The organism is Pseudomonas sp. 10S5 (assembly GCF_035019745.1).
Classification (GTDB): domain Bacteria; phylum Pseudomonadota; class Gammaproteobacteria; order Pseudomonadales; family Pseudomonadaceae; genus Aquipseudomonas.
Window position 1 is genome coordinate 155,850 of the sequence record NZ_JASJVL010000007.1, and the last position, 12,931, is coordinate 168,780.

The 12,931-nt window shown below is 51.7% G+C and carries 12 protein-coding genes and 6 pseudogenes; 8 read left to right on the top strand and 10 right to left on the bottom strand.

Features of this window, described 5'->3' with window-relative positions:
* Positions 1-15: 15 nt before the first annotated feature.
* Both QN378_RS09670 and QN378_RS09675 read left to right on the top strand, forming a co-directional pair.
* Complete coding sequence (locus tag QN378_RS09670; protein ID WP_323550610.1) at positions 16-984, top strand: DUF932 domain-containing protein; 969 nt, start codon at positions 16-18, stop codon at positions 982-984.
* Positions 985-1,070: 86 nt separating this feature from the next.
* Positions 1,071-1,400, top strand: coding sequence for a hypothetical protein (locus QN378_RS09675; RefSeq protein WP_323550609.1), 330 nt, complete (start codon positions 1,071-1,073; stop codon positions 1,398-1,400).
* A gap of 27 nt (positions 1,401-1,427) precedes the next feature.
* Here the strand turns inward: QN378_RS09675 and QN378_RS09680 are convergent, their stop codons facing one another.
* Positions 1,428-1,775 (bottom strand): helix-turn-helix transcriptional regulator, encoded by a 348-nt coding sequence (locus QN378_RS09680; protein ID WP_323550608.1) that lies wholly within the window; start codon positions 1,773-1,775, stop codon positions 1,428-1,430.
* A gap of 131 nt (positions 1,776-1,906) precedes the next feature.
* Here QN378_RS09680 and QN378_RS09685 point away from each other — a divergent pair, with 131 nt between their 5' ends.
* The 4 genes and pseudogenes from QN378_RS09685 to QN378_RS09700 form a co-directional block, all read left to right on the top strand.
* Positions 1,907-2,245 (top strand): hypothetical protein, encoded by a 339-nt coding sequence (locus tag QN378_RS09685; RefSeq protein ID WP_323550607.1) that lies wholly within the window; start codon positions 1,907-1,909, stop codon positions 2,243-2,245.
* 233 nt (positions 2,246-2,478) lie between these two features.
* A complete protein-coding gene (locus QN378_RS09690; RefSeq protein WP_323550606.1) occupies positions 2,479-3,066 on the top strand; it encodes a hypothetical protein in 588 nt (195 codons plus the stop codon).
* A 59-nt stretch (positions 3,067-3,125) separates the two neighbouring features.
* A complete protein-coding gene (tnpA, locus tag QN378_RS09695; RefSeq protein WP_323550605.1) occupies positions 3,126-3,503 on the top strand; it encodes an IS66-like element accessory protein TnpA in 378 nt (125 codons plus the stop codon).
* Between the two features lie 127 nt (positions 3,504-3,630).
* A pseudogene (locus tag QN378_RS09700) lies at positions 3,631-4,332 on the top strand (cytochrome D1 domain-containing protein); the annotation flags it as partial.
* Between the two features lie 121 nt (positions 4,333-4,453).
* Here QN378_RS09700 and QN378_RS09705 read toward each other — a convergent pair.
* The 7 genes and pseudogenes from QN378_RS09705 to QN378_RS09735 form a co-directional block, all read right to left on the bottom strand.
* A pseudogene (locus tag QN378_RS09705) lies at positions 4,454-4,743 on the bottom strand (coproporphyrinogen III oxidase); the annotation flags it as partial.
* 103 nt (positions 4,744-4,846) lie between these two features.
* Positions 4,847-6,223: a coproporphyrinogen III oxidase gene (locus QN378_RS09710; protein WP_323550604.1), complete on the bottom strand. Its 1,377-nt coding sequence runs from the start codon at positions 6,221-6,223 to the stop codon at positions 4,847-4,849.
* Positions 6,224-6,343: 120 nt separating this feature from the next.
* Positions 6,344-6,787 carry a hypothetical protein gene (locus tag QN378_RS09715; protein ID WP_323550603.1) on the bottom strand — a complete coding sequence of 148 codons (444 nt, stop codon included), beginning with the start codon at positions 6,785-6,787 and terminating at the stop codon, positions 6,344-6,346.
* A 53-nt stretch (positions 6,788-6,840) separates the two neighbouring features.
* A pseudogene (moaE, locus tag QN378_RS09720) lies at positions 6,841-7,290 on the bottom strand (molybdopterin synthase catalytic subunit MoaE).
* Positions 7,291-7,537, bottom strand: a pseudogene (locus QN378_RS09725) (MoaD/ThiS family protein).
* A complete protein-coding gene (moaC, locus tag QN378_RS09730; RefSeq protein WP_323550602.1) occupies positions 7,534-8,019 on the bottom strand; it encodes a cyclic pyranopterin monophosphate synthase MoaC in 486 nt (161 codons plus the stop codon). Before moaC ends, QN378_RS09725 begins: the two are co-directional and overlap by 4 nt.
* Before the next feature lie 267 nt (positions 8,020-8,286).
* Positions 8,287-8,420, bottom strand: a pseudogene (locus QN378_RS09735) (class II aldolase/adducin family protein); the annotation flags it as partial.
* 66 nt (positions 8,421-8,486) lie between these two features.
* Between QN378_RS09735 and QN378_RS09740 the strand changes: the two are divergent.
* Together QN378_RS09740 and QN378_RS09745 are read left to right on the top strand one after the other, a co-directional pair.
* Positions 8,487-8,791: pseudogene (locus tag QN378_RS09740) on the top strand (DDE-type integrase/transposase/recombinase); the annotation flags it as partial.
* Between the two features lie 221 nt (positions 8,792-9,012).
* Positions 9,013-9,876, top strand: a complete 864-nt coding sequence (locus QN378_RS09745; RefSeq protein WP_323550600.1) for a LysR family transcriptional regulator — start codon at positions 9,013-9,015, stop codon at positions 9,874-9,876.
* Here QN378_RS09745 and QN378_RS09750 read toward each other — a convergent pair.
* Together QN378_RS09750 and ccoN are read right to left on the bottom strand one after the other, a co-directional pair.
* Positions 9,873-10,997, bottom strand: coding sequence for an HPP family protein (locus QN378_RS09750; protein WP_323550598.1), 1,125 nt, complete (start codon positions 10,995-10,997; stop codon positions 9,873-9,875). The two genes, QN378_RS09745 and QN378_RS09750, sit on opposite strands and share 4 nt — an antisense overlap.
* 336 nt (positions 10,998-11,333) lie before the next feature.
* On the bottom strand, positions 11,334-12,791 hold the full coding sequence (ccoN, locus tag QN378_RS09755) for a cytochrome-c oxidase, cbb3-type subunit I (RefSeq protein ID WP_323562893.1): 1,458 nt from the start codon (positions 12,789-12,791) through the stop codon (positions 11,334-11,336).
* Between the last annotated feature and the right edge of the window lie 140 nt (positions 12,792-12,931).

Genomic DNA, 12,931 nt, shown 5'->3' on the forward strand with positions numbered 1-12,931 from the left:
AATAGGAAGATCCCCATGGCACACCTCATTGAACAAATGGCTTACGTTGGCGTTACGCCCTGGCATGGCCTGGGCAGTCAGCTCTCGCCTAAACAACCACTGGAAGTCTGGCAACAAGAAGCCGGCATGAACTGGCAGATTCAGGAATCGCCGGTACGTTTCATGGCGGATGCCGTCGGCCATCTCGGCACCATCCATTCGTTTCCTGAACAGAAAGTGCTCTACCGCTCGGACAACAAGGAGGCCCTGTCCGTCGTCTCGCAACGCTACCAGGTGGTCCAGCCCCGTGAAATCCTGGAATTTTACCGGGACCTGACCGAGCGCTCTGGCTATGAGCTGGAGACCGCTGGCGTGTTGAAAGGTGGGCGCAAGCTCTGGGCACTGGCGCGGACCGGACAGTCAACCACGCTCAAGGGGAATGACGTGGTTAATGGCTACTTACTACTGGCGACTTCTTGCGACGGCACATTAGCCACGACAGCGACCCCGACCACCATTCGTGTGGTTTGCAACAACACTCTGACGATTGCCATCAATGGCGCCAGCCAGGCGATCAAGGTGCCGCACAGCACCCGTTTCGATCCTCGCGCGGTGAAACAGCAGTTGGGCATCACTGTTTCGCAGTGGGACGACTTCATGTACCGCATCTGCACGCTCGCCGCCCGCCCCGTCAAAGCCCATGAAGCCAAGGACTATCTGCGTAGCGTGCTGTGTGAGGTGCAGGCAGGTAACCCGGAGCGCACCGGCCTCGCCAATGAACGGGCCTTAACCAAGGTGCTGAGTCTGTATGACGGCCATGGTCGAGGGGCGGAGCTGGAAGCGGCCAAGGGCACCGCCTGGGGCTTGCTCAACGCAGTCACCGAGTATGTCGACCACGAGCGCCGCGCTCGCAACAACGAGTACCGCATGGACACCGCCTGGTTCGGCCAAGGGGCAGTCATCAAACAACGAGCGCTCAACACCGCCCTGCAGTTGGTGGCTTAACGCGTTCGCAGCATAAAGGGAGGCCTGGGCCTCCCTCATCCATAGGTCTTCTCTCAGTGATTTAACCCTTTGTCCGGAGGTTCACCGTGCCCCCACACTGCTTGATCTGCAATTCCAAGGCTTTACTGTCCAAGGAGGCGACCAATGCGGCCGTCATGCTCATTGGGACCATTGATAATTTTCTACTCGGTGTTCGCCAGGCCCATACTCAAAGTCTGGAAACTGACCCAGAAACTCGACCTGAAAGCCTGCTCGCGCAGTTGCTCGACCTGATCGGCGAAAGCGTTTCCAGTGCGACATCGGGCTACACTGCCATGACATCCTTTGCCAGGGACGTGCAGAAATATCAGTTTGGCCACTATGACTGTCTCTGCTTACGCTGCGGTGCCAGGTTCGTTCAGAACGCCGAGACCTGACAGCGCCACTACAGGGCAATCCGGCGATCAAGCCTTCTTTAGCCGCTCGGCCAATCGCTCGATTAGGTCCACGATCAGTTGTCGATCATCATGATTCAGAGAAGTTATTAACCGACTGATCCGGTTGGCTTGATCGTCAGGGCGAGAACTTACCTGAGTCAACAGCTCTGCTGCCTCGCAGTCGAATATACCGGCGAACGCTAGCAGCCTCTCAATATTGGGAATGACGATACCTCGCTCAATACGGGAAACTGCTTCGTTGCCGACTCCCAACCGCTCGGCCACTTCCTCCTGCGTCAAGCCACTTCGAATGCGTTGCTTGGCAATCGCACGCCCCACCGCGCCAGCTAAATGCTTCTGATTAGTCTCTATCACTGCACCTCCCAATATCCACCTAGATGGTTGGGTAACGCCTCATTGACATGAAGAGCTCTCAAGGTTGAGAATCAACCTTAAAGGTTGTTTTACGACTATTTATGCCCACAGAAAAAACAAGGATTTTTACAATGGATACTGGCGTTTACTCGGCTTCTAGCATTACCAACGAAGAAATTTCAAAGCTAATTTCTCAGAAAAAAACATTCACGATAAAAGACATCCCCAAATACTCCTTTGGAAATACGATCGAAACAATTGAAAAGCTCATTGAAGCAGAAGGCTTAAGCTGTCGAGTATATGTAGCAGGCCGCATCGCCGCTATGGCGGCCAGTGCTTGGACTGTAATAGGTGGGTTAGCCGCTGGATTGGCGATAGCAGCTCACAATATTGCCACGTATAACCCAGACTACGAAATAGCAAAATACTTCGTCGTGGATACAATAATAGTCACATATAAGAAAAAATGACTTCAACACATGACATAATCTTTGTGTGGTCTCCATTAACTATGCTGAACGGCCGGTAATCGGCGAGCACCTGTTTCGTGATCATCGTAATGACATCCCAATTCCTAACGTAATCCCTTGGACATTCAAGGCCCGGGCCCATGGTCGCTGGAAAGTCAGCTCGACAGGTTGATTTTTTCAGCCATTCATTCCAAACACTGCACCGCCACCTACTCAACATAAGGAACAACTCCATGAACCAGAAGTTTCTATTGCTTGCACTACTCAGCTTTATTTCGAGTGCATACTCCTTAGGTGCAGCCGCTTGGCAAGCGAACGAAATACAAGAGTGCCCGACCAATAAACGCAACACAGCTTGGTTGGACTGCGCACCTGAGGATGCTCCTGCCAAACTCCCTTACAAGATGCAGGATGGCAGCGTGAAAGTTCTACAAACACGTGGCACGGTATTCTGCGACCAAGGCACCTGTGAGTACCAATATCAGCGCGACAGCGGTCTATGGGACTCAACTAACGAATATGCAGGGCAAATACAGCAAACTCAAAAAACTCCCGTAGTCCTATTACGCGGATACTACTTAGGAAACGCTGAGGATGGTCGTATCGTAGCGTACCTAAAAGGCACAGGCCCAGAAGTGGGTGGACGAGCAGCTCCAGCCATGCAGAAAGTCTCTACGAACTCATCGAATAAAGCCAATATAGACAGCTGTGTCGATCAATGGGGCGCTGCATTCCACAAGGAAAATGGTGAAGACGCCATGGTTATCTCCGACATGCTTAACGAGTGGGGAGATTGGTGTGAAGCAGGCAAGCATCCATAGTTGAAAGAAAACTGTAACCGTCCGGGCAACACACCTTACTGATCCCAAGGCTTAGGGCGATGGTGGACACCTATTTTTGTGGACACCATTTTTTAGCCTATCAAGCGGATCACCATGCACCCACGACGTTCTTACCCCAAGTCTTCAAAGCCCAGGTTGTCCAGGAATGCCTGCAACCCGGCGCGTCTATCGCCAGTGTCGCGCTGGGCCATGGCATCAACGCCAATCTCGTGCGCAAATGGATACCGCTTCACCGCGATGCTGACGGTAAAAATCTGCCTGCTTTCGTACCTTTAGAACTGGAACCGAACGTCCCAACGCGTACCAAACCCACGATCAAAATCGACGTGCAGTGCGGGCAAGGACAGCTCGTGGTGAACTGGCCTGCCGACGACCCTGAAGGTTGTGCCCGATTCGTGCGGGGACTAGCCCAGTGATTCGTATCGATTCTATCTGGCTTGCTACCGCCCCGATGGACATGCGTGCTGGCACTGAAACCGCATTTGCGAGGGTCGTGGCGGTGTTTGGTGCGGCGAAGCCGCACTGTGCTTATCTCTTCACCAACCGCCGCGTGACAGCTTCATCGTGGCGCTCAAGGACGTTAACGAAGTCTGGGAACTGTCGAGCGCCGGCACACCCGACTTCGTACCACGCCGGATTCACGCCGAGGATGTACTGGACGATTTTTCTTTTTCACCGGACTACAAACAACTGCTGGCCACCTCGCGCAAAGCCAAGGGCGGCCAAGTGATCGACCTCGACAGTGGCAAGGTGGTCACAGACATTCCGCTGCCCGGCATGCCGCACTTGGGGTCTGGGACCTTCTGGAAACGTAACGGTGACTGGGTCTTCGCCACGCCGAACATCAGCAAGGGCCTGATCTCGGTCATCGACTTAAAGACCTGGAAGCTGATCAAGGAAATCCCGACCTTGGGGCCGGGATTTTTCATGCGCAGCCACGTCAATTCTCGATATGCCTGGACCGACGTGTTCTTTGGGCCTGATAACGATGCAGTCCACCTGATCGACAAACAGACCTTGGAAATCGCCTACACCTTGCGCCCTATGCCTGGCAAGACCGCCGCTCACGTCGAGTTCACCCGCGACGGCCGCTACCTGCCGCTAAGCATCTGGGCAACCGACGGTGCGCTAATCGTCTACGACAGCAATACCCTAAAGGAAATCAAACGCATCCCGATGAACAAGCCTTCGGGCAAGTACAACGTCGGCAACAAGATCGAATTTGCCGAAGGCACGTCCCACTGAGCCGAAGAGACGTTTGTGTTTTAGCCCAAGGTGTGGCCGTTAGCGACTCGTCGATCCTGACCCTCGCCTCCCCGAGCACCTCGATACAATTGACGCAAGGGGTCGATGGCCGGGATCAGTGAGTCGACACCCCAAGACCAATCAACTCGCAGTCGCCATCGGTCGAGTAGCCCTGAAAGTTTCGCTGCAAAGTACCTTGGCCTCGGGCCAGTGTCAGCTCATCGTCCGGCAACGCAAAGATATCCATGCCGATGTAGACATAACCAGCCTCGTTCAGACGGCGGATGGTCAGTTCAAGCAACTCTAGTTTGCGCTCCGGTGGCGGCATGTCGGCTGGACAAGTCAAGCGTTGCGCGCGGACCAATTCCGGCAATGGGCGTAGCTGTAGGCCGCAATCCGGTCTGGACGCAACGCGAACGGCAAACGGCAAACGGCGAATGAAATTGCGGCCCGGTTGGATAGGAGGTATAGCGGCCCTGGGCGGTCATATTTAGCGACCAGGCCGCGATTGAAATCAACTGAAGTCGTCATGATCAATCCATTCGGAGGGGGCTTCATGCCCCGCACCGCAAAGATTCTGTTCAAATAGATTGCATATGGCAGCTACTTGCGGCTTGCCGGCCTCAAGAATGCAAATAAAACGATAGGACAACTCAATCAACCCGTCACAACTCAACTGCTCCAACGCGGGCCAGATGGATGAAAAGTACTGGCGAAATACCAGTCCATGGCGCGTTTCGACAGCGTGGATATCCAGTTCCAAATCGCGCGCCAGTCGCGCCATGACCAGTTGTCTGATCTGAATCCCGGCCTCACAGCGCAAGCCCCGAAGTGTCGGCAACTGGTCCATGTCCAGTTGCTGGCAATATCGTTCCAGATCGTGGGTGTTTTGCGTGTACAAATCGTCAATCTGACTGATGGCACCCAAACCGAACCCGATATGGTCACAATAGCCGTGACGGGTAAAACCTTCATAGGTGCGGCGTAACCGGCCGCGCTCCTGCGCAATAGCCAAATCATCATCGGGTCGAACGAATTGGCCGAGGCCGATGTAGCGATAATCCGCGCCAATCAACTGTTCAAAGCAACTTTGGCGCATCGTGCTTTTATCATTCTGGCTGCACGGCGCTCTGACTGTGTCGCCGGCCATCGACCGATAGCGTTGGGGTGGCCGGGAATAATCGAACACCAGCAACCTGTCCGGCTCCAGCTCGATGAGGGTCGCCAGTTTCTGCGCAAAACTTTCGGGTGTCTGCCAAGCATGGCCATAACCCAGGTCAACATTGATGGAGCGATAACCAAAGGTCCGGGCGGCATCGATAAGCGAATGGATCGGCGCCGGATTTTGGTAGCAGGCCAACAACATATTGCTGTTGGCATCGATGTCCGGGATGCCAATGCTGACATGGTTGAGTCCCAGGTCGCGCAGCACGCCCATGGTCGACCAGTCGGTGTGGTGAAGGACAACTTCAACGCTGTACTCATGGCCGAGAAAGTTGAATCGCTCACGAAGTTGACGCATCAGCCGTTTCAGGTGAGCAACGATGGGTGTTACGCCTCCCAAGTGAAACTGCTCGACCCGCTGTCCTGTTCCTAGGTGACAACCGACGAGGTCGATCTCATGGAGCAGGCGCTGAAGATAGTGTTCGATATCACTGTGCTGACATGAAATACCGCGAGGCCAACACAGGGCAGGCCTCAGGTTAGAAGGCAGTTGCACGTTTAGGGACAACGGACGGCGTCTTTGGCGACTGGTGCGCAAAGCCCGAAGCAAATCCAGAGAACCGATGCCGTCATGGAATTTATCAGTCCCGACATGGCAGTTGGGGTCAAGCACGCCTTGATCGTACCGAGCGTTTAGCTCTCCGGGGTGATGAAATAGATTGAGCATGACGGGTCTCCGAGACTGGCTGCGCACTACCAGTATCGCGGCCTGGCGATCAATGCTCCTTGATTTGTATCAAGCGCGAGCAAAGTGCTGGCTGTGCAACAGACCGCCGGGCAAGTCTGGTCACCACGTCAGATAAAACATGCCCTTGGCTAGCAGCACGATGACGACCATGTGGCAGAACAGGCTGCCATGGATGAAATGCAAGTATCGAGCACTCATCCGGTCACTTTTGAACAGATACATGGCGACTAGAAAGTGCAGCAGCACACTGACGGCGACTCCGATCTTCAACATCAACAAGGTGCCGAACGATGAGGCCAATGGTGTGGCAAGGGCCGGTAAATACCGCAGCCAGACCATCCCCGAGCCAGCCCCAAACAGCACCAGCAAAACCCATGGAATCAAGGTGCGGGCGCGCCGGCCGATACCCTGCTCGACCAACAACATGACCTTGACGGGCAGCTGTTTGCGGATACTTTCAAGGAACAGGACTTCGAAGAACACCGTGCCGATAAAAATCAGCGCGGCAAACAGATGCAACGTCAGAAACAGCGGATAGAGCATGGGATTTTCGCTCTTATTTCAGCTCAACACGATTCACTCACAGCGAGGGAACGTCAGTCCCATCGTTGCACTGCCGCGCGATCACTGTCGCGCGCCTCGACCCAATGGGAATTCTCGGCCACCTGCTCTTTCTTCCAGAATGGCGCGCGGGCTTTCAATTAATCCATTACAAATGCACAGGCTTCGAAAGCCGACTAACGATGACCGCTGCTGACGCCGACAAAGACAATGGGCTCTCCCGGTTGCAACGCTCCGATTCGATGGATCAGCACCAGCCCCAGTAACGGCCAGCGCTGCCGAGCTTCGCCGGCGATCTTGCCCAGCACCTTTTCGGTCATGCCGGGATAATGCTCAAGAAACTTCCCGCCGACTGCTTGTCCGACGTTGGTGTCACGTACATACCCGACAAAGCGCACCACTGCGCCAACATTCAGGCTCAAAGCCTGCAGCATGTTGACTTCCGCGCCGGGGTCGAATCGGTCTGTCTGACTCGGATCATCGATTCACCCTCCCGTGACGGTGGGAAAAAAACCCACTTCATCACCGTCGCTCAACGGTTCATCGAGTCCACACATCTCTTGATTCCGGGCACACGTGAGGTTCTGCTCGGCCAACACCCGCCAGGCACCCGAACGGTTTACCAGGTAAGCGCGTAATTGACTCGACGCACGTGTATTCACCTTCGATCGTTTCATCGTCAAGGCCCAGCGTTTCGCGGTAGCGCGAGAAATACAAAACATTCAGCTTCATAGCCCCGGCGCCTGATATTCACCGCTTTTGCCGCCGCGCTTCTCCAACAACCTCACCGATTCGATACTCATGCCCCGGGCCACGGCCTTGCACATGTCATAAAGGGTTAAGGCCGTCACACCGACGGCGGTCAACGCCTCCATTTCGACACCGGTTTGCCCGGACAACTTGCACCGCGACACAATGCGTACGCGGTGGTCACCTTCAAAACTCAACTCAACGTTAACACTACTCAACAACAGTGGATGACAGGGCGGAATCAACTCGCTCGTGCGCTTGGCCGCCTGGATGCCAGCGATCCGCGCGACCGCAAACACATCGCCTTTAGGGTGAGCGCCACTGGCAATCAGTTGCCTTGTCTCGGCAGGCATCTGAACCAAAGTCTCCACCACTGCTTCTCGGGATGTCACGCTTTTATCCGTGACATCGACCATTCGTGCGTGCCCCAATGAATCGAGGTGAGTCAGCGCTACTTCATTCATAAACAATAAGCCTTGTACTTCGCACCAGAGTGCAGGACATGTACGGAAAAACAGCCTTGCCCTTCGAGCTGTCGGTTTTATGCCCAGAATACCGAGCAGGCAGGCCCATGCGGTTGACATCAATCAAGAAACGTTCAAATCCCGGCGGCAATCGACCAGATCATTTGGCAGTTCCGATGTTCAGGGCTCGCTGTTGCATTTGCCCAAGCATCCTACAGGGCGTTCTCGTTGAATCGAGCTACTCGATACACCTGGATCATTTGGAGGAAGTCGGTGTCCGCCAGGCAATGCCTGTACTTGAGCCAGACAAGCGCGCTCAAGAAAATAGATCTGATTGAAGGACTCGGCGATGCAGCGGCCAGCAGCAGCCCATGGTTGCGCAGGATCATCACCCTGTGCGGTCGCTCAGCACCTCGCAGGCGTGCGCATAGGACAGACCAGTAATCCTAATACCTCGACCACTAGTCGATAGCGCCCACGACTTGCCCATTTCGCCCAACCTGTTGGATCGTCAGTTCGTCGTAGCGAAGCCAGACAAGGCTCGGTGGGTGACATCACGTACATCCCGACCGATGAGGGCTGGCTGTTTCTGGCGGTCGTCAATGACCTGTTCAGTCGACAGATTGTGGGGTGGTCGATGGGTGAACGCATGAAAAGCAGCCTGGTGATCGATGCGGTGCGCATGGCCTGGTTCAAGCGGCACCCGCAAAAGGGTTCAGGGTTGTTGTTCTATAGTGATCGCGGAAGCCAATACACCAGCTTCGATTTCCGGTTAGTAGCCCCCTTGCGGCGGTGACTCATGACATCCGATACATCGGCCATTACTTGGTTTAGCCAAGACGTAGAACTCCGCACCAAGCGGCTGAGGTGTTCAAAAAAAGGTTATTGGACGAACTAGGCGTCCGATAGATATCGTTCAGTACAGGGTTTATCACTCTTACTGTTGTACGTCTCCGCGTTTTTTAATATAATGTATTTTTTGGCACTTACAAAATGGATATTGAGTTAGCTAAAACATTCTTAGAAATTATCAGGTGCGGGAGTCTAATCGCGGCTGCTGATCGTTTACACGTTACTCAAACCGCTATTACCGCCCGAGTACAAAAGCTAGAATCCAGCCTTAACAGTAAGTTATTTATACGCAATAGAGCCGGAGCCAAATTAACTGCAGACGGTGAGGCTTTCATTGTTTATGCAAATCAGCTGGTTCAAACCTGGGACGCAGCACTTCGGGATTTGCCACTGCCCGAAGGCGTCCATAAAATATTGCATATTGGTGGTGAAGTCAGCTTGTGCAACCCCATCATTCTGGACTGGGTTCGCGAGATACAAATAGCAATACCTGCTTATGCAATCAAAACCGAGACCAGGGACGGGCCAACATTGTTGCGTCAATTAGAGCTTGGATTTTTAGACGCAGCCTTAGTTTATCAACCCGCATACTGGCCCGGTTTGCAAGTAGAGAAGGTTCTCGAAGAAAAACTAATACTTGTCCGTTTGATTATCAAACCTGAACCCTATGTTTATATTGACTGGGGTGATACTTTCCGGAAATTACATGATGCCGCACTGCCAGAAAAAGCGAGAGCGTCTCTTTCCTTTAATCTGGGTCCGGTGGCCCTACAATACATTCTGGACAATGGAGGGTCAGGATATTTTCGAACTCGCGTCGTGCAATCCTATATTGAGAGCGGTGTTCTAGAACGAGTTCGTTCCGCACCCGAATTCAGTTACCCTACTTTTCTAGTATATTCTCGCAATAGATCATCACCGGAGCTACAGCTCGCAATCAAGCTGTTGCACAATATTGTCACCATGGACAGCGATTGGTCTCAACGGTGGGATCCGTTGATCTAATGCAGGTGCACCATTAAATCGCGGTGCAACGCCGCGATCAGGTCTGTCTGCGTGACAACCCCCACGAACTCATTATTCTGAAGCACTGGGATGCAATGCAAACCTTGCCTAGACAATAAAGGTATCAACTCAACAATATGAGCTGCAGCAGTCACACAGGTCACCGACGTATGCATTATATCGCTTAATGATATGTTTTTCTTGAATCCGAACAATCCTAATGCCCCGGAATTTCTGATTGATGCGGGGTACTTAATAATATCAGTAAGGCTGACAATTCCCACAATATGTTTTTTTGAATCCAGTATCGGTAAACTTTTTATACTGTGGTGCATGAGTAATCGTATGGCCTCTTTAATTGTTGTTTCCGGCGTCCCAGACAACACGTCTTTTGACATGATATGAGAAGCTTGAATATGCCCCATGCTCCTTCTTAAAGCGTGCTTTTCAGTAGATCTAATAATTCCTTCTAGATCCTCTCTTGTCACATCAACAAATTCGTCAATGTCCGATAAAGCAGCATCGAGATCATCACTATTAAAACCTACTCGTTCAAAAGGAGGGATATCGTTTGTGTGATTTATATCCGCCGATGAGCTTGTATGCACTTTTGGGTAGCGCACCAATGTCAAGTTATTAAATGCTAGCGCACAACACAAAAGTATCCCGGCATTTAGCATCACCGGATAAAAAACGTAAAATCCTAACTGCGCCAAATCTGTCTGGGATAAAACAATACACAGTGCGACAGCACCGCCGGGTGGATGCAGGCAGCGAAAAATACACATGGCGCCAATCGCCAACCCAACGGCGAAACTCGCACTCAAAATAGAGTGGCCGAGAAGATAAACTGCAATGAGCGCACTGCCTGTAGCAACAAAATAACTTCCCACAATTGACCACGGTTGTGCAAGCGCCCCCGTAGAGACTGCGAACAGCAATACTGAGGAAGCACCGATCGGCCCTAACAGATGGAGAGCAAGTTCAATGCCATAGAAATACTGACAGACCATAGATGCGGTGAGAACCCCCACGCATGCACCAACTGACGCGCGTAACCATTCTTTAGGCTTTGTATTTAGTGGCGCAGGATAGAAGCTGCGCAATACGGATTTTATCATTTCATAAACTTAAATAAAAAAGGCTCATCAATAATGAGCCCCTGTACCTGAGGGAAGCCAAGGATTGCTTGGAGTGGAGCGTGGATCACGCTATGAATTTTTCAACTTCACCAACTACCAACGGTTCTGAACCGCGCTCTGCGCCGTTAACTACTCTGTCAAATTTTAGCCCAGTCTCCTTGGTAATTCTGGATGCGACCTCGGGATCATCTGAAAACGGTAGCAACGCGGCCTGTTCTATCTCTTGTGTTGAGATAGCTCTCCAGGAAAAGCAAACACCCGCGGCGAAAACACACCATCCTAGATAGAACCAAATCTCTATCATCGTGAATATCCTTAATGAATGGGCAGCGCTATCGGCGAACTTTCTACTCGTACACCCACTCGTATGGTTCTCCATGTATTGTACGCCATGATTAACATACCGCTCGCAAATGTCGAGCCGCCTATCAGGCGCACAATATATCCGGGATGGCTAGCTTGAAGAGCCTCTGCAAAAGAGTAAGTCAGAGTGCCGTCATCGTTGATTGCTCGCCACATCAGGCCTTGAGTGATGCCATTTACCCACATTGATGCGATGTACAAAACCGTACCAATTGTTGCAAGCCAAAAATGCGCGTTGATGAGTCCTACGCTGTACATTTGTTCACGGCCATACAACTTTGGAATCATGTGATAGAGAGTGCCAATACTAATCATGGCCACCCAGCCAAGCGCACCAGCGTGCACATGTCCAATTGTCCAATCTGTGTAATGAGACAGCGAGTTAACAGTTTTAATCGCCATCATTGGCCCTTCGAATGTAGACATACCGTAAAACGCTAACGACACCACCAAAAATCTTAAAATTGGATCTGTACGTAGTTTGTGCCAAGCGCCTGACAGAGTCATCATCCCGTTAATCATTCCGCCCCAGCTGGGAGCTAATAAAATTAGCGACATAGCCATACCTAAGGACTGCGCCCAGTCTGGAAGAGCGGTGTAATGCAAATGATGAGGCCCCGCCCAGATGTACAGCGTAATAATGGCCCAAAAATGAACAATCGAAAGCCGGTAGGAGTAAATAGGACGATCAGCTTGTTTAGGTACGAAGTAGTACATCATCCCCAAAAAGCCTACAGACAAAATAAAACCTACAACGCTGTGCCCATACCACCATTGAACCATTGCATCTGTTGCTCCTGAGTATATCGAATATGATTTCAGGAAACTGACAGGTACTGAAAAGTGGTTAATTACATGCACCATCCCGGTGACGACAATAAATGCTCCATAGAACCAATTGCCAACGTAAATATGCTTAACCTTTCTTATTGCGATGGTGCCAAAAAATAAATAAGCATAAACCAACCAAACCACGGTGACAAACACCGCTATTGGCCATTCCATTTCAGCGTATTCTTTGGATGTTGTGTACCCCAGTGGTAAACTGATTACTATTGCCAAGATTGAAGCCTGCCAACTCCAAAAGACGAAATTAGCCAACCCATCTGATATAAGTCTCACTCTCGATGTTCGTTGCACCACATAGAAAGAGGTTGCGAAGAGCGCGCTGCCTCCAAACGCGAAAATTACAATATTGGTATGAATTGGCCGAATGCGCCCAAAGGTTGTCCAAGCTAGCCCAAAATTTAGCTCCGGCCATACTAGTTGTGCCGCAATAAAAACGCCCATCCCCATGCCGAGGATGCCCCACACCAGGGTGGCAAGGGTAAATTTCCTGACGATTGCGTAGTTGTAACCCAAGGTCAGGTCAGCACGAATCGCTTCGTTAGCCGCAGTTTTACTATTCATCATGAGTCCAGTGAACGATAGATGCGAATTTCAGTCGATCATTCTGGATGCGGTAGGAGACCGTGACAAACGCAAATTATTGCTACCTACATTCATTTTTATTGATATTAAATCACCCCTAACTCCAGCAATTTTTTTGA

Excerpts from the sequence above, each read along its gene's own strand:
- QN378_RS09670 (WP_323550610.1), top strand. The coding sequence starts at position 16 with ATGGCACACCTCATTGAACAAATGGCTTACGTTGGCGTTACGCCCTGG.
- QN378_RS09685 (WP_323550607.1), top strand. The coding sequence starts at position 1,907 with ATGGATACTGGCGTTTACTCGGCTTCTAGCATTACCAACGAAGAAATT.
- QN378_RS09690 (WP_323550606.1), top strand. The coding sequence starts at position 2,479 with ATGAACCAGAAGTTTCTATTGCTTGCACTACTCAGCTTTATTTCGAGT.
- tnpA (WP_323550605.1), top strand. The coding sequence starts at position 3,126 with ATGGTGGACACCTATTTTTGTGGACACCATTTTTTAGCCTATCAAGCG.
- QN378_RS09710 (WP_323550604.1), bottom strand. The coding sequence starts at position 6,223 with ATGCTCAATCTATTTCATCACCCCGGAGAGCTAAACGCTCGGTACGAT.
- QN378_RS09715 (WP_323550603.1), bottom strand. The coding sequence starts at position 6,787 with ATGCTCTATCCGCTGTTTCTGACGTTGCATCTGTTTGCCGCGCTGATT.
- moaC (WP_323550602.1), bottom strand. The coding sequence starts at position 8,019 with ATGAATGAAGTAGCGCTGACTCACCTCGATTCATTGGGGCACGCACGA.
- QN378_RS09745 (WP_323550600.1), top strand. The coding sequence starts at position 9,013 with ATGGATATTGAGTTAGCTAAAACATTCTTAGAAATTATCAGGTGCGGG.
- QN378_RS09750 (WP_323550598.1), bottom strand. The coding sequence starts at position 10,997 with ATGATAAAATCCGTATTGCGCAGCTTCTATCCTGCGCCACTAAATACA.
- ccoN (WP_323562893.1), bottom strand. The coding sequence starts at position 12,791 with ATGAATAGTAAAACTGCGGCTAACGAAGCGATTCGTGCTGACCTGACC.